Genomic DNA, 16,689 nt, shown 5'->3' on the forward strand with positions numbered 1-16,689 from the left:
TCTAACAGTTCCGGTGGTTACTTGCGTTTCTTCTTCTCACGGACATTCACCGAAATCTGAATCGGCGATCCTTCGAAGCCGAATTCCTCGCGCAGACACCGTTCGATGTAGCGGCGATAGCCATGCTCCAAGAAGCCGGTGGCGAAGATCACGAAGCGCGGCGGTCTGGTGGACGCCTGCGTCGCGAACAGGATTCGCGGCTGCTTGCCGCCACGCAGCGGATGCGGGTGGGCAGCTTGGATCTTGCCAAGGAACGCGTTGAGTTTGCCGGTGGGGATGCGCTTGTCCCATGATGCCAAGGCGCCACGCATGGCATTGGCCAAACGATTGGTGTGCCATCCGGTCTTTGCCGACAGATTGACGCGCTGAGCCCAAGTGACGCGATTGAACTCGGTCTTCCACAGGCGTTCCATACGCTGACGGTCGAACTCGTCCATCAGGTCCCACTTGTTGAACACAAGCACGATGCAACGGCCCGCGTCCACGGCCTGGCTCATGACCTTCAGGTCTTGGTCGGAAATCGGCTGGGAGGCATCGAACAGCACCAAGGCAAGCTCGGAACGTTCGATCGCGGCCTGCGTACGCAACGAGGAGAAGTATTCCGCGCCGGACAGCTTGTGCAGACGACGTTTGATACCTGCGGTATCGATGAACAGCCAATCCTCGCCATCGACGGTGACGACCTCATCGACCGGATCTCGCGTGGTGCCCGCAAGATCGTTGACGACGGTGCGTTCCTCGTGGGCCAGCTGATTGAGCAGGGAGGATTTGCCGACGTTCGGACGTCCGACCAGAGCCACGCGGCGCAGATGCGACGGCGTAAGGAAGCCGGATGTCCTTTCCGCTTTCTTCAACGAGTCGAGTGCGGCGTCAAGCAGTTCGCCGATGCCACGACCGTGCATGGCGGAAATGCCATACGGCTCCCCCAGACCCATCTTCCAGAATTCGGCGGTCAGGTATTCGCTTTCGCGATCATCGACCTTGTTCACCGCAAGCGTCACCGGCTTGCCGGCGGCACGGAGCATTTTGACGATGCGTTCGTCCGTGTCGGTGAGACCGACCAGACCGTCCACCACGAGAATCACGGCATCGGCAAGCTGCACGGCGATTTGCGCTTGGGATGCGATGGCGGATTCGATGCCTTCCACGTCGGCTTCCCAGCCGCCCGTGTCGACCAGTTTGAAATCGGTGCCGCACCATTCGGCGTCGTAGCTCACACGGTCGCGAGTCACGCCGGGGGTGTCCTCCACCACGGCTGCGCGACGGCCGAGAATACGGTTCACCAGAGTGGATTTGCCGACGTTCGGACGTCCGACCACGGCAAGTACGCCGACCGGTTTCGGACCATTCTTGCTTTCGCCACCAGAGAACGCCGTTCCATCGATCAGCTCCTCATCGCCTTCATCCAGCTCATAGCCTTCGAGGTTGGAAACGTACTGGCGGTATTCCTGTTCCTCGATGGCGTCGTCAACGATACGGACGAGCACGTCAAGGGTCTCGCCGAAGTTGAGATCGGAGTTGTCGACGGTCAACACGCCTTCCGCGGCGGATGTGAAGTTGGTGACTTTCGAATCGGCCTTGTCGCGTGCCGCGACATTCTCCGCACCCACACCCGAGACGGCCTGTCCGCTACGTCGGGCCTGACGGACCTCTTCACGCGCGGTAAGCAGGATGCGCACTTCGGCGTCGGGAGCGACGACGGTGGTGATATCACGGCCCTCAGCAACAATACCGGCGCCTTCGGAGAAGGAATCGACCGAAGCCTCTCGTGCGATGTAGGCACGTTGCGCGGCGATCAACACGTGACGCACGGGGATGATGTTGGACACCTTGGACACGTGCGAAGAGACCTCGGAAGAACGGATGGCCTCGCTGATGTCCTCGCCATCGGCGTACACCTTCGGATCGTCCGGATCGACGCTGATGTCGAAATGGCCGTCGGTGAAGAATTCGCCGATGGTTTCGGTGACGAGCTGCTCATCGATGGTTTCGGCATCCAAATCGATGCCTTTGTGCATGCACCACCAAGCGCAGGCACGGTACATCGCGCCTGTGTCGAGGTATGCGAAACCATAATATTTGGCCAGTGCCTTGGACGTGGATGATTTGCCGACGCCCGCAGGCCCATCAATAGCTACACGGATCACAGTCCCACCGCCTTGGATAGAGAACGGACCTCAGCCTGCGACAACACGCGATACGTGCCGCTTTTCAGGTCGCCGAGTTTGATCGGACCGATCTGCGTGCGTACCAGACGCCTGACGGGAAAACCGATCGAGCCGAAAATACGGCGCACGATGCGGTTCTTGCCCGAATGCAGCACGACCTTGACCAACGTGCTTTCGCGGCTGGAGTCGAGAATAGCGCAGCGGTCGAGTTTGATCCACCCATCGTCGAGCTTCACGCCCGTGGTGACGAGCCTGCGGCACACCTGACCGCTGATGCGTCCTTCCAGCGTGGCGATGTAGGTCTTTTCGACCTCATATTTGGGGTGCATGACGTGCTGGCTCAGTTCGCCGTCGTTCGTCATGAGGATCAGGCCTTCCGAATCATAATCCAGACGGCCCATGTGGAAAATACGCTCGTACTTGTCTCCGACGATGTCGCGCAAAGTGTAGCGTCCCTTGGGATCCTCCATGGCGCTCAGCACGCGTTTCGGCTTGTTCAACGCAAGCGTGACATGGTTCGGGTTCACGCGCACGCGAGAACCGTCGACACGGACCTCCTGACGTTTCGGATCGACTCGGGTGCCAAGTTCGGTAATCAGCTCGCCATCGATCTCAACGCGACCATCGGTGATGATTTCCTCGCATTTACGGCGCGAGCCGAAGCCCGCCTGAGCGAGAAGTTTCTGCAGGCGAATGCCTTCATTGTCATGATTGTGCGCCTTGGCGGCGCGAGAATATGCGTTTGGCATCGTTCTCCCAACGTGGCCGGATAATACTTACAGGGACTGCTGGTAGTATGGCAGTCGTTTGGCGGCTTTCATAAAAACCGCAACTTGTCCACTATATGACAGAGGAAAGACTATGACTGCTGTTGAAGCAACGTCCGTAACAGAGGAAGAACAGAGCAAGCCATTGGCCCTTCGCGTAGGCGCGGAGCTGGTGGGAAGCTTCATCATCTGCTTCGCCATCTACTCGATTTGCACGCTTGGTTCCGCGATCTACGGCGTGAATATGGCGTTCATCGCCCTGCTGACAGGTTTGGTGTACGCCGCCGCCACCCTGATATTCGGCACGATTTCCGGCGCCCAGTTCAATCCGGCGGTCTCCGTTGCGGCGATGCTGTCCGGCAAAACCCATGTGCTTGACGGAGTGCTCTATATTATCGCTCAGGTGCTGGGTGGTATCGGCGCAGGCGCCGCCATCCGCTTCCTGCTGCCGACATCCGAGCAGGTAACGCTGAAAATCTGGCTGACGCCGGTCATTAACGGTTTTGACAAGAATTCCGTCTCCTATGCCACGCTCGGCAACTACGGCGTGTCCTTCAGCATCACTCTGGCCATCGCCGTTGAACTCGTCGCGGGCATCATCATCGTCGCCACCGCGCTCAACACCACCAGTGAATCCGGAAAGACCAATACCAGCCATGCCATCGCCATGGGTCTCGCCTACGGTGTCGGTGCCGCAATCTCCTATCCGGTAACAGGCGCCGCTCTGAATCCGGCTCGTGCCACTGGCATCGCCATCTTCGCCCAGAATCAGGGCCTTTCCCAAGAGCCTCTGCAGCAGCTGTGGGTGTTCTGGATCTGCCCGATTCTCGCAGCCGCCATCGTCTCGCTTGTGGCCATAGTCGCGTCCATGATCGGCACCAAGAAAAACGTTTCGGAAGCCGAGCAGGATTCCGAAACGCTGGAGACCATAGCCGACGACGCGTCAGACGATGCCGACGGGCACGAGGGCGAGCAGGATGAACAGTCCGACGCCCAGACCGATGCCGATGAAAGCGTCGAAGCCAACTGAACGGACTTTCCAAGGACTACGCTCGCGCATTACGAGTCTGATTAGTCCTGTTATGATGGCCGTCACCGCGATTACCGTGGTGGCGGCTTTTACATGGCCTAAGACCGCAAGCACTGTGGCTATAACCACCATTGCCGCAACGATCCATTCAAACCACGGCTTGCCTTCATGGTCTTCGGAAACGTAGGGATGACTCATATCGCAGGCCTTTCGTTATATGTCAACGCGCGTCCGCGCACGGAACGCAATCATAATAATAAAACGTGGCGTCCGAAACCAGCGAATGGTTTCGGACGCCACGTCATTTATCGCGCCGCGACGCTCCCAGCTTGCCGGTCGACGCTTCCACTGAACTCAGTGGAAGAAGTGTCGGGTACCGGTCACATACATGGTGACGCCGGCCTTGCGGGCCGCCTCGAACACTTCCTCATCACGAATGGACCCACCAGGCTGGACGATGGCCTTGACACCGGCGTTGATCAGAATCTCGGCACCGTCGGCGAACGGGAAGAACGCGTCGGACGCGGCCACCGCTCCCTTGGTGCGGTTGGCTCCGTCAGCCAGCGTGTTGGCACGCTCGACGGACAGATTGGCGGAATCCACACGATTGACCTGGCCCATGCCGATGCCTACGGTTGCCTGATCGTGAGCGATAAGTATGGCGTTGGATTTGACGCACCGGATGGCACGCCATGCGAACACCAGATCCCTGACGGTTTCAGCGTCGGCCGGCTCGCCGGAAACCAGCTTCCACGCGTTCGGATCGTCGCCTGGAGCGTCAATCAGATCGGTGGACTGCACGAGCAGACCGCCGTCAATCTGACGGAACTGGGTCTTGGTCTTCGGAGGCTCAGACACCTTCAGGATACGCAGGTTCTTCTTCTTGGTCTGGAGCAGTTCAAGCGCATCGGCGTCGTAATCGGGCGCGACGATGACTTCGGTGAAGATTGGACGAACACTTTCGGCCATTTCCATGGTGACCTTGCTGTTCGCAGCAATCACACCGCCATAGGCGCTCATCGGATCGCATGCGTGCGCCTTCTTGTGCGCCTCTGCCACGGTAGCGCCGATGGCCAGACCGCATGGATTGTTGTGCTTGACCACTGCGACGGCGATCTGAGGCGCGAAATCCCACACGGCACGCCATGCGGCGTCGGCATCGACGTAATTGTTGTAGCTCATCGGCTTGCCGCCAAGCTGTTCAGCGTGTGCGAAGCCGTTCTGGTTGAGCGGATCCAGATACAGCGAAGCCTGCTGGTGAGGGTTCTCGCCGTAACGCAGCACGTGCGCGCGGTCCCACGTACGGGTGAACGTGGCCGGGAACTTGGCCTCATTCACTTCGGTCTCGCCTTCGGAAACCGGCTGTTCGATGGACGCCGGCTTCGGCCAATGCTTCGCGGTCCACTCGTTGATGGTGGCGTCGTAGGCGGCCGTATGGGCGAACGCCTTTCCTGCGAGCCAGCGACGCTCATCAAGGGAGAAGCCCTCGCCGTTCTCGATGCGGGAGGCGACGAGTGCATAATCGTTCGGATCGGTGATGATGGCGACGGTGGCGCTGTTCTTGGCTGCGCCACGCACCATGGACGGACCGCCGATATCGATCTTTTCGATGGTGGCGGCTTCGTCAGCTCCGGAGCGGACCGTGTCGGCGAATGGATACAGATTGACGACCACCAGATCGAACGGTTTGATGCTAAACTTCTCGAGCTGGGAGGCATGGTCGGGGTTGGTCATGTCGGCGAGGATACCGGCATGGATATGCGGGTCAAGGGTCTTGACGCGGCCATCAAGGCATTCCGGGAAACCAGTGACTTCGGAGACCTCGGTCACTTTGACACCCAGCTCAGCCAGACGCTTCGCGGTGGAACCGGTGGAAACCACCTCGGTGCCCGCCTTGATGAACGCTTCGGCAAGCACCTCGATGCCTTCCTTATGGAAGACTGATACCAGAGCCCGTCGTATCGTTCGATTCGTTGTTGTCACCATGATCCTCCTTGTTATTGTTGTTCGAGGCGACCGTGCGAAGCGCACGTGTTTCCTCACGGCTGTTTTCCGTGGATTCGGGGGCGGTCTCCCTCTTTCCACGTTCGCGTATACGCTTCATCATCCAGCGTATGGCGAAAAATATGCTCACGGCCACCAAAGTCAGTAGCCATGCGGAGAACAAACCCATGGCGGTGGGTTGTCCCACCTTACGGGTTGACGCGATCACGTCTACGCCGACGTGCGCAAGATGTTTCGACCCCAAACCTCCGTTTCCCAGGGCGAACAGCAAGCTGGAAGCCACGGACACGACGGCGCTGGTAATCGAAAAAGCAGCAATCGGATAGGCAAAACTCAGCACAACGCGTTTGACGTCGATGTTCCGTCCTGATTCACCTACTCTGATATGGAATCCCTTATTAAACAACATGACGACCATGCCGGTAGCAAAAGCGGATGCCAATGGTATGCACATCAGCGCGATTCTCACCCAATCCGTCTCAACCGCCTGTGGCATCATACCGAAAAGCGGCAAGGCGGGGAGCCCGTCGCCCTGTCCGGTCCATAATGTGAATTCGGCTAAATCGCCGATTGAGAAGCCGGCGCCGAAAGTCCATGAGACAGCCCAAATCATCAGATTCGGAAGCCATGCGAGCATACTGATCGTGGTAAGAATACGAGACCCGTTCTGCATGCCCGAAAGTTCATATAGCTTCGCTATCGATGATTGATTGCTTATTGCCCAAAAAACAACGACGATCAGACCGACCAGCAGATACGCCGCCTCCAGCAGCAGCCCTAGGACGGAACCGATGACCATGGTCTTTCGCACCGGCGATGACACATGAGATCGAATCCATTCGGTACAGGCTTGGGTCCATGACGCATTCGGAATCGCCGCGACCGCATATCCGAGGATGAAAACAAGCGCCGTTTTGATGGCGATCATCGTCATCGAATCAACGATTTCGATATTTATGCTTCTGGCGAAGAAGATGTTTACGGCTTCCCAAAAGACCAGACCGGCCGCGAATCCACGCAGACTCGTGCCGAATCTTCTGGCGAGCTGCGCGATAAGGGCGATAAGCAGTACCGTCAAAAGCAACGGCACAATCGTCAACGTGATGGCATCAGTCTTGAACCCGATACCTTGGCTGAGCAGCACCAACGCCTCGGTAAGAGGCACCGAGAAGGCGGAGAGATTGTCCCCGCCTTCTTCCATGGATATGACCAGAAGCATTAGGGCCATATAGCAGCCCAAGGCAACGGCGTAAATAATCATGGACACTGCCGCGACGGCAAGCCCTTTCAGCCAATACTTCAGGTTCGTCATCATAGCGATTGGGAAGCGAGCACCTCTCGCATGATTTCAGCGGTCTGTCCGGGAGTACGACCGACACGGATGCCAACGGCCTCAAGGGCTTCTTTCTTATCCTGCGCGGTGCCCTTGCCGCCGGAAACGATGGCGCCGGCATGGCCCATCTGCTTGCCTTCCGGCGCGGTGAATCCCGCGATGTAGGCCACGACGGGCTTGGTCATATGTTCGGAAGCCCACTTGGCAGCGTCCTGTTCGGCGCTGCCACCGATTTCGCCGATCATGACAACGGCTTTGGTGGCTTCATCGTTCTCAAAGGCTTCCAAAGCCTCCTGCAAGGTCGTGCCGACGATCGGATCGCCGCCCGCGCCAAGGCATGCGGTGAAACCGATGTCAGACAGCTCCCCCATCAGCTGATAGGTCAACGTTCCGGACTTGGACACCAAACCCAACGGGCCGCGGGACACGATGCCATCTGGAATAATGCCGAGGTTGCAGCCCTTGGCGTCCTTAGAAGATGGCAGCGTCAACAGACCAGGACAATTCGGCCCAACGATGCGCACGCCCTTACGCAAGGCCAACTCGACGAAATACGCGCTGTCCGCCACCGGAATGCTTTCGGTGATGACGACAATCAGTTCGATGCCGGCTTCAATGGCCTCAACGACGGCGTCCTTGGCGAAGCGCGGCGGCACGAACACGACGCTTGCTTTGGCTCCAGTGGCTTCGATGGCTTCAGAGCAGTTGGCGAACACGTGAATGGTGGCATCCTCGCCATTTTTGGCTTCAGGGAAGGTGACGTCCAGCCCAGCCTTGCGGGCGTTCACGCCACCGACGATGTTGGTGCCGGCCTTGAGCATGCGGGCCGTGTGGGTCATACCCTGATGCCCGGTCATGCCCTGGACGATGACCGGAGCGCCATCTTCAATGAAAAGCGTCATTTCAGCGAACCTCCTTGGCCGCGAAACGTGCGGCCTGCTGTGCGGCTTCCTCCATGGTCTGAGCGACGTGCAGGTTGGCGCGGCCGGCTTGGGCCAAAATGTTCAGACCTTCCGCCGCCGCATTGCCATCGAATCGCACGACGATAGGCTTGCTGCTGCCAAGTTCGTCAAGCGCCTCGAGAATGCCCTTCGCGACCTGTTCACACGAGGTGATGCCACCGTACACATTGATGAGCACGGATTCGACCTGCGGGTCGGACAGCACGATTTCAAGACTATTCGACATCACTTCGGCGGAAGCGCCTCCGCCGATGTCGAGGAAGTTTGCGGGCTTGACATTCGTGCCCTGATCCTCGCCTGCGCCTGACACCGCGTCAAGAGAGCTCATGACGAGTCCCGCACCATTGCCGATCACACCGACGGAACCCTTGAGATGCACATAATGCAGTCCATGTTCGCGGGCTTTTTGCTCATATGGATCGACATGAATCGGATCGGTGAAACGTTTCCAACCATCATGGCGGAACGATGCATTGTCATCAAGGGAGATCTTGGCGTCCAGCGCGCACAACGACTTGGAAGATTCGTCATCCGGATCGCCGATCTTTGCAAGCGGGTTGATTTCCACAAGCGTGGCGTCGTTCTCCTTGAAGCAACGCCACATTTTCAGCAGAATCTGCGCGGCCTGATCAACATCGGCATGATAGAAGCCGATGCTTTCAGCCATCTTGGTGGCCGCTTCCAAATCGAAATCGTCAAGAGCATCGATATGCAGACGCTTCACGGATTCCGGATGCTCTTTGGCGATTTCCTCAACCTCAGTACCGCCATTCGCAGTGGCGAGCACGTCGAAATCACGAGAGGACCGGTCCACTGAGATGGAGACGTAATACTCGTGAAGGATGTTCTTCGCCTCGGCCACCAGCACGCCGCTGACCTTGTGCTTGTGAATGGTCATCGGCAGAATGTCTTCCGACGCGAGAATGGACTCGTCACGGGTCTTGGCGAGCTTGACTCCGCCGGCCTGGCCACGGTGTCCAATCTTCACCTGCGCCTTAATCACATTGGGATATCCAATCTGGTCGGCCGCTTCGGCGACTTCATGGGAGTTCTGGGCGAATATTGCCTTAGGAGTCGGGATACCCTGTTCTTCGAGCAATTCCCTGGCTTGATACTCATAGAGATCCATGGATCATTCCCTTTGGTTGTTTGTTCTGAATGGTTGACGAAAACGGAGTTATCAGGCAGGCATGCACACCAGCGAGCTTGTCGGATAATCGCCTAGCGATTTCATGCCGTCAATACCGGTAAGTTCCATGACGAAGCTGAATCCAGCAACGACGCCTCCGCACTTCTCGATGAGGCTACGCGCCGCATTGGCGGTTCCACCGGTGGCGATCAGATCGTCGACGATCAATACGCGCACTCCCTCATGGACAACGTTGGTTTCGATTTCCATTGACGCCTGACCATATTCGAGGTCATAGCTTTGCGACATGGTTTCTGGAGGCAATTTGCCGGCTTTACGGACCGCGATAAACCCCTTTCCGAGATGGGCGGCCAACGCTGGACCGAACAGGAATCCACGGGCTTCAAGGCCGGCGACCATGTCGAAATCATCGACGTCTACTGGCAATGCCGCTTCAAGGGCCCCCATCAAAATACCGAACGCGCGCGCATCAGCCAACACCGGCATGAAATCGCGGAATAGGATGCCCTCCTTCGGAAAGCCCGGAATAGTACGTATTTTCGATACAAGATATGCTGCGTCTTCGGCTCCAACTTTGTTCAAGCCCGAAACGGTGATATCCGATGCTGCCATGACAGTGGTTTCCTTCTACCTTGGTTTACGGCACTTTGAATTATAGGTTTCCCGTGCGAAAAAGAACGGCGAAAACCTCAAAAATGAGATTTTCGCCGTCTAAAAATCAAAGAAATCAATCGTTCTTCTGCTCGTCAATGGGCTGCTGAATAACATCGGTATCCTGTGCGGGCTCTTCAGTCGCGTCGACGACAGGCTTCTGGTCGGGCTCGTCTTCCTTGGATAGCGGATTGCCGTTCTCATCGACCTCATCATCATGCACGTATGCCGGACGGACATATTCACGGCTGATGGCGTTGAAGCCGAAACGCAGTTGCGATCCTTCGGAATCAACGACGATCTCCTCGTATTCCGTATCGACGGAAACGACCTTGCCGATGATGCCACCGATGGTGATCACTTCAGTGCCGGGCTGCAGACTAGAACGGAAATTCTGACGTTCAGCTTGCTGCTGCTTGGCTTTCTTGGACTGCCAGAACATCATGCCGAACATTACAACGATAAGAACAACGAGAAAAAGGATATCCAAAATAAACTCCTCGGAGTCAGGGTCTCAACCGGAACACATTACTCAAGATGTGAAGTCTATGACATCTTATTGACATCATATGCGGATTCGTCGGGAGTGATACCAAGATGCTCCCATGCCTTGCGCGTGGCCACGCGGCCTTTCGGCGTGCGGATGAGGAAGCCCTCACGTACCAGATACGGTTCGCATACCGTTTCCACAGTTTCCGACTCCTCGCCCACCATGGCCGCCAGATTGTTCAAGCCGACGGGGCCTCCGTTGAAATTGGTGACGATGGCCTTAAGCACTGCTATATCCAGACGGTCAAGACCTTCGGTATCGATCTGATAAAGCGCCAACGCCTCCTTGACATCATCGGGACGCACCGATTCGAGATCGTGCACGATGGCCCAATCCCTAACACGACGAAGCAGGCGGTTGGCAATTCTCGGCGTGCCGCGGGAACGCATGGCCAGTTGGCGAGCGGCCCCGTCCTCCAACTGGATTCCCAACACTGCGGAGGAACGCTCAATCAGCTTTTCAAGCTCCTCATGCGGGTAGAAATCCAGATGCGCCGTGAAACCGAACCGCGCACGCAGCGGCGAGGGAAGCATGCCCTCTCGCGTGGTGGCACCGATAACCGTAAACCGAGGCAATGTCAGCGGAATGGATGAAGCTCCAGGGCCTTTGCCGACCATCACATCAACACGGAAATCCTCCATGGCGATGTACAGCAGTTCCTCGGCGGCACGGGGCAGACGGTGGATCTCATCGATAAAGAGCACCTCGCCGGCGTCCAGCGAACTCAGAATCGAAGCCAAATCACCAGCATGTTGGATGGCGGGACCGGAAGTGACGCGGATTGGAACTTCCAATTCATTGGCCACAATCATGGCCAAAGTGGTTTTGCCAAGTCCCGGAGGCCCCGCAAGCAGGATATGGTCCGGAGGAACGTCACGTTTTCGAGCAGCATCGAGGAAAAGCTGCAACTGCGCTTTGAGTCTTGGCTGTCCGATGAATCCCTCGAGGATATGAGGACGAAGCTCCTCGTCGCTGACCGGTTCGTTGCCGACGGGTGCGGCGGAAACCATACGGAGGGATTCCTCGTTCGCCCCGGTGTTCGGCTGTTCGAATGTATCAGTGTTCGTCATAATGGTCCGTTTCATCTACCTCTATCCAACGATGTCAGCGCGAGCTTCAGCACGCGTGGAACATCCTCGGCGTTCAACGGCGTCTCGATTTGATTATCGGCGCAGACCGTCTGCACCGCATGGACAGCGTCCTGCTGGTGCCATCCCAAAGACATCAGACCTTCGACGACCTGTTCGGCCCCAGTGTCTTCAGGAGTCGAAGCGGTTGCGGAAGAACCCTCGATCTGGCTCAGATCAATGGAACCTTTCAGTTCGAGGATGATTTTCTGCGCGCCTTTCTTGCCTAATCCCGGAGCCTTGGCCAACGCAGTGGCATCACCATCCGCCACAGCCCTCGCAAGTCGATCGGGAGGCAAAGTGGACAGCAACGATAGCGCGACTTTCGGTCCGATGCCACTGACCTTCTGCAATTGCAGGAACATGCGTTTCGAGGCCAGCGTGCCGAAGCCGAATAAAGTGATGGCGTCCTGGGACACATTCAACGAAGTGTAGACCTTGATTTCCTGGCCGGCGTGCATGGAAGCCAAGTCGGCGGATGGCATCCTGACCTCGTAGCCGACTCCCCCGACCTCGATAATGGCCGATACGGCGTCTACCGACTCCACATGGCCACGTAGCATGCCAATCATTATGGACGTCTCCTTCGCACAGGTCTAGAACATCTGTTCGATACAGCTTACATGCCTCTGCGGACGCCTTGTCTGCGCGCTGCTTTTTGCGAAGCCTGCGCCCACTGTCGTTGCGCCGCCGTGAGATGCTGTTCGCGTTCGCCGCCTTGCAGCGCACCAGCCGGACGCAACGCGTGACAGATCGCAATAGCCAGCGCGTCAGCCGCATCAGCCGGCTTTGGCAGCGTGTTCAAGCCCAATATCCGCGCCACCATACGTTCCATCTGGATTTTCTCTGCTTTGCCGTTGCCGGTGATTGCAAGCTTTGATTCCGTCGGCGTATGCAACGCTACAGGAATGCCGCGTTGCGCCGCAGCGAGCATCGCCAACCCTGCCGCCTGTGCGGTTCCCAGCACCGTGTTACGGTTTTCTTGCGCAAACACTCGTTCGATGGACACCGCATCGGGAGCAAATCGTTCGATTTTTTCCACCAAGCCGTTGTAGATGGCCAGCAGACGCAGATCCTGGGAGGTTTTTGGATCGGAACGCACCACATCCACGTGGATAAAAGAAAGCCGGCGGTATGCGCCGGCTTCAATCACGCCGACCCCGCAGCGAGTCAGCCCGGGGTCGACGCCAAGAATAATCACGCTGGATTACTCCTCGTCAAGCTGGGCCATGACCTCGTCGGAGGCGGTCCAGTTGGAGTAGATGTTCTGGACATCGTCCAGATCATCGAGGTTGTCGATGAGCTTGGAGACCTTCTGGGCATCCTCAAGGCTCAGCTCGACCTCGTTCTTCGGCATCATGACCAGATCAGCGGAATCGTAATCGAAACCGGCGTCCTGGAGAGCCTTGCGCACGTCGATCATGTCGGACGGATCGGTGATGACGGTGAATACCTCACCATCGTCGGTCACGTCTTCGGCACCGGCTTCGGCGGCCTTCTCGAACAGGTTGTCGAAGTCAACGCCTTCGGCCGGAACAACGATCTGTCCCTTGCGTTCGAAGTTGAAGCTCACGGAACCAGTGGTGGCCAGGGAGCCATTGCCCTTGGTCAGGGTGGAACGCACGTCGGCGGCCGCACGGTTGCGGTTGTCGGTGAGGCATTCGATGATCAGGCCAACACCTGCCGGGGCGTAACCCTCGTACACGATGTCTTCATAGTTGGCGCCGCCGGCTTCCTCACCGGAACCACGCTTGACGGCGCGCTTGATGTTGTCGGCCGGCATGGAGGCCTTCTTGGCCTTGTAGATGGCGTCATACAGGGACGGGTTGCCGTCGGGATCGCCGCCACCCATACGTGCTGCGATCTCGATGTTCTTGATCAGCTTGGCGAACAGCTTGCCGCGCTTCGCGTCGATGGCGGCCTTCTTGTGCTTGGTGGTCGCCCACTTGGAATGACCTGACATAATGCTCCTAGGCAGGTTGCGGATGTTTCAAACGAAATGATTCTAAAGCGGTTCGCCGACAAAATGCCGAATACGAACCTGTGGCATTTCGCTTTTCGAACTTTTGGATGGGGTCTGCCCCGGCTGTGACTACCGCCGATATGTTTTCTCCCCTATGACCATTTGGCGCTTGGCTTCGAAGATGCGTTGGAATACGGTGACTAATCCCAATCCGGCCAACAGTATCATGGCGATGGCGAGCCACAATCCCTGACGCGTCAATCCGGTGATGGCCATGCCCACCAGAATGATGGTCAAGCGATCGGCACGAGTGGCGATGCCGTTTTTCACCTCATAGCCGACTGATTCGGCACGAGCACGGGCATATGAAGTGACGAACGATGTCATCACGGCCACCGCGGCGGCGGCGATACCGATCATGCTCGTATAGTCAGGCGTGTTGTCGATGGCCGTATGCCACCAGTCACGATGCATAAGAAAGAAGATGATCACGCCTACGAGCATCGCCCAATCAGCGATGCGATCGAGCGTGGAGTCGAGAAAAGCCCCGAATTCGGTCCCACCCGTGGTAAGCGCGGCGATCGAGCCATCCAACGAATCGGCAAGCACAAGCAGAGTCAGAACAACCGCTCCCCCAAATAGCCATCCGGTCACACCGGTGGCGATGGCCACGACGATGGTGCCGACAGCACCAATCACCGTCACCGCATTGGCGGTCAGTCCTATGGCGATCAACGCTTTGGCTATTGGCTCGATGAGTTTTTTGAACGGCGCACGAAGATGCTCAAGCATGTGTTACTTCCTTCTCGATGAGAAAATGAGAAACGGCGCACAAACCTCTTGTCGAGATTCGTGCGCCGTTTCACGGTTCATGGTCGCGTGCGACTTGTTGCCACCGGTCTCGCTCAGTCGGCGAGGGCGGCCTTGAAGTCGTCTGCGGTGTTGACCTGGACGCGCTTCTTGATTACGGCCAGAATGTTCGCCTTCGCCTCATCGACCGGCACGCCGTTCAACTGGCTGCCGTCGCGGAAGCGGAAGCTGACCGCGTTGTTGTTCATATCCTCTTCGCCGACGATGAGGATGAACGGCGCCTTGGACTTGGATGCGTTGCGGATCTTCTTGCCGAAGCGATCGTCGGACAGGTCGATCTCGCAACGGACGGTCTCCTCTTCCAAGCTGGCGATGAACTTCTGCAGGTGCGGGGCGAACTCGTCCGCGACCGGCACGCCAAGCACCTGGACCGGGGCGAGCCACGCCGGGAAGGCGCCCGCGTAATGCTCAAGCAGCACCGCGAAGAAGCGTTCGATGGAGCCGAACAGCGCGCGGTGGATCATCACCGGACGCTGGTGCGTGCCATCGGCGGCGATGTATTCGAGCTTGAAACGTTCCGGAAGGTTGAAGTCGAGCTGGATGGTGGACACCTGCCAGGTACGTCCGATGGCGTCACGGGCCTGCACGGAGATCTTCGGACCGTAGAAGGCTGCGCCGCACGGATCGTCGACCAAGTCCAAACCGGATTCCTTGGCGACCTCGGCCAGCGTGTTGGTGGCTTCCTCCCAAATCTCGTCGGAACCGACGTACTTGTGCGGATCCTTGGTGGACAGCTCCAGATAGAAGTCATCCAGACCGAAGTCCTTCAACAGGCCGAGCACGAAGGTAAGCAGGCTCTTAAGCTCGTCCTTCATCTGCTCGCGGGTGCAGTAGATGTGGGAATCATCCTGAGTCAAGCCGCGCACGCGGGTCAGGCCATGCACTTCGCCGGACTTCTCATAACGGTACACGGTGCCGAATTCGAACAGGCGCAGCGGCAGCTCACGGTAGGAACGCTGGCGGGACTTGAAGATCAGGTTGTGCATCGGGCAGTTCATCGGCTTCAGGTAGTAATCGAAGCCTTGCTTGATGACGTTGCCGTTCTCGTCCTTCTCCTCGTCCAGACGCATCGGCGGATACATGCTGTCCTTGTACCACTGCAGGTGGCCGGAGGTCTCATACAGGCCGCCCTTGGTGATGTGCGGGGTCTGCACGAAGCTGTAGTGGTGCTTGCGGTGCATCTCACGGGAGTAGTCCTCCATGGCGTTGATGACGGCCGCGCCCTTCGGATGGAAGACGGCAAGGCCCGGACCGATCTCATCCGGGAAGGAGAACAGGTCCATTTCCGCGCCGAGCTTGCGGTGGTCGCGCTTGGCGGCCTCCTCCAGACGGGTCTGGTATGCCTTCAGGTCCTCCTTGGTGGCGAAGGCGGCGCCGTAAATGCGCTGCAGCATCGGATTGGCCTCGCTGCCGCGCCAGTATGCGGCGGCGGAACGCTCTATCTTGAACGCCTTGATGTAACGGGTGTTCGGCAGGTGCGGACCACGGCACAGGTCCTTCCAAACCACATTGCCTTCACGGTCGACGTTATCGTAGAAGCTCAGTTCCTTGCCGCTGATTTCGGTGGCGGCTTCCGGGTCAAGATGCGCTTCCTTATCCTTGATAAGTTCAAGCTTGTAGGGCTGGTCGGCTTCCTCGGCAAGAGCCTCTTCCTCGGTCACCACGCGGCGGCGGAAGGACTGGGAGGACTTGATAATGCGCTGCATGCGCTTTTCGATTTCCTTGAGGTCCTCCGGAGTGAAAGGGGTCTCGACATCGAAATCGTAGTAGAAGCCGTCTTTGATGACCGGTCCAACACCAAGCTTGGCGTCAGGGCGAATCTCCTGCACGGCCTGGGCCATGACATGGGTTGCGGAATGGCGCATGATGGCCACACCGTCCTCGCTATCGAGCGCGATGGGTTCCACAACGTCGCCGTCGTGCAGCTCGGTATAGAGATCGCGGGGTTCGCCGTTCAAACGCACCGCGATGATGTTCTTGTCGTCGGAGAAGAGCTGGACGCCGGTCTGGTCTGCCGCCACCTCCTTCTTTTCGCCGTTGAGTGTGATGGAGATGGTCTGTTCAGCCATGAGTTGTCCTTTGCTATCGGGGTCCGCGTTACCAATGTGCAGGCC

16 protein-coding genes are annotated in these 16,689 nt (G+C 57.8%); 1 reads left to right on the top strand and 15 read right to left on the bottom strand.

All coding sequences use genetic code 11. The features are described from left to right. Positions 1-17: 17 nt before the first annotated feature. Both der and KSX58_RS04560 read right to left on the bottom strand, forming a co-directional pair. On the bottom strand, positions 18-2,147 hold the full coding sequence (gene der, locus KSX58_RS04555) for a bifunctional cytidylate kinase/GTPase Der (RefSeq protein WP_156567831.1): 2,130 nt from the start codon (positions 2,145-2,147) through the stop codon (positions 18-20). Further along, a complete protein-coding gene (locus KSX58_RS04560) occupies positions 2,144-2,917 on the bottom strand; it encodes a pseudouridine synthase (RefSeq protein ID WP_038444456.1) in 774 nt (257 codons plus the stop codon). Before KSX58_RS04560 ends, der begins: the two co-directional genes overlap by 4 nt. Positions 2,918-3,029: 112 nt before the next feature. On the opposite strand from KSX58_RS04560, the gene KSX58_RS04565 reads away from it, so the two are divergent. Further along, the gene (locus tag KSX58_RS04565; protein WP_003809270.1) at positions 3,030-3,965 is read left to right on the top strand and encodes an MIP/aquaporin family protein; all 936 of its coding nucleotides are present in this window, start codon (positions 3,030-3,032) and stop codon (positions 3,963-3,965) included. On the opposite strand, the gene KSX58_RS10415 is transcribed toward KSX58_RS04565, so the two are convergent. The 13 genes from KSX58_RS10415 to thrS form a co-directional block, all read right to left on the bottom strand. Further along, positions 3,879-4,163 (bottom strand): DUF3017 domain-containing protein, encoded by a 285-nt coding sequence (locus KSX58_RS10415; RefSeq protein ID WP_080505085.1) that lies wholly within the window; start codon positions 4,161-4,163, stop codon positions 3,879-3,881. The genes KSX58_RS04565 and KSX58_RS10415 overlap by 87 nt on opposite strands. Before the next feature lie 156 nt (positions 4,164-4,319). Continuing rightward, complete coding sequence (purH, locus tag KSX58_RS04570) at positions 4,320-5,948, bottom strand: bifunctional phosphoribosylaminoimidazolecarboxamide formyltransferase/IMP cyclohydrolase (protein ID WP_046999716.1); 1,629 nt, start codon at positions 5,946-5,948, stop codon at positions 4,320-4,322. After that, positions 5,896-7,284, bottom strand: coding sequence for a DUF6350 family protein (locus KSX58_RS04575; protein WP_046999700.1), 1,389 nt, complete (start codon positions 7,282-7,284; stop codon positions 5,896-5,898). The genes purH and KSX58_RS04575 overlap by 53 nt, the downstream gene beginning before the upstream one ends. Next, positions 7,281-8,204: a succinate--CoA ligase subunit alpha gene (gene sucD / locus KSX58_RS04580; protein ID WP_055680292.1), complete on the bottom strand. Its 924-nt coding sequence runs from the start codon at positions 8,202-8,204 to the stop codon at positions 7,281-7,283. The genes KSX58_RS04575 and sucD overlap by 4 nt, the downstream gene beginning before the upstream one ends. 1 nt (position 8,205) lies before the next feature. After that, positions 8,206-9,393 carry an ADP-forming succinate--CoA ligase subunit beta gene (gene sucC, locus KSX58_RS04585; RefSeq protein ID WP_003809275.1) on the bottom strand — a complete coding sequence of 396 codons (1,188 nt, stop codon included), beginning with the start codon at positions 9,391-9,393 and terminating at the stop codon, positions 8,206-8,208. 51 nt (positions 9,394-9,444) lie between these two features. Then, positions 9,445-10,026, bottom strand: a complete 582-nt coding sequence (locus tag KSX58_RS04590; protein WP_217735734.1) for an adenine phosphoribosyltransferase — start codon at positions 10,024-10,026, stop codon at positions 9,445-9,447. 115 nt (positions 10,027-10,141) lie between these two features. After that, complete coding sequence (gene yajC / locus KSX58_RS04595) at positions 10,142-10,555, bottom strand: preprotein translocase subunit YajC (protein WP_217735733.1); 414 nt, start codon at positions 10,553-10,555, stop codon at positions 10,142-10,144. A gap of 56 nt (positions 10,556-10,611) precedes the next feature. After that, entirely contained in the window at positions 10,612-11,685 is a 1,074-nt protein-coding gene (ruvB, locus tag KSX58_RS04600; protein WP_033499467.1) for a Holliday junction branch migration DNA helicase RuvB, read from the bottom strand. 11 nt (positions 11,686-11,696) lie between these two features. After that, positions 11,697-12,314 carry a Holliday junction branch migration protein RuvA gene (gene ruvA, locus KSX58_RS04605; RefSeq protein WP_021913305.1) on the bottom strand — a complete coding sequence of 206 codons (618 nt, stop codon included), beginning with the start codon at positions 12,312-12,314 and terminating at the stop codon, positions 11,697-11,699. A gap of 47 nt (positions 12,315-12,361) precedes the next feature. Further along, entirely contained in the window at positions 12,362-12,943 is a 582-nt protein-coding gene (gene ruvC, locus KSX58_RS04610; RefSeq protein WP_003809282.1) for a crossover junction endodeoxyribonuclease RuvC, read from the bottom strand. Between the two features lie 6 nt (positions 12,944-12,949). After that, positions 12,950-13,705 (bottom strand): YebC/PmpR family DNA-binding transcriptional regulator, encoded by a 756-nt coding sequence (locus KSX58_RS04615; RefSeq protein ID WP_003809285.1) that lies wholly within the window; start codon positions 13,703-13,705, stop codon positions 12,950-12,952. 129 nt (positions 13,706-13,834) lie between these two features. Further along, entirely contained in the window at positions 13,835-14,497 is a 663-nt protein-coding gene (gene pgsA, locus KSX58_RS04620) for a phosphatidylinositol phosphate synthase (RefSeq protein ID WP_003809290.1), read from the bottom strand. A 113-nt stretch (positions 14,498-14,610) separates the two neighbouring features. Next, complete coding sequence (gene thrS / locus KSX58_RS04625) at positions 14,611-16,644, bottom strand: threonine--tRNA ligase (protein ID WP_038444446.1); 2,034 nt, start codon at positions 16,642-16,644, stop codon at positions 14,611-14,613. Between the last annotated feature and the right edge of the window lie 45 nt (positions 16,645-16,689).

This window comes from Bifidobacterium sp. MSK.17.10, assembly GCF_019129655.1.
In the GTDB taxonomy this organism is placed as follows: Bacteria; Actinomycetota; Actinomycetes; order Actinomycetales; family Bifidobacteriaceae; genus Bifidobacterium; species Bifidobacterium adolescentis.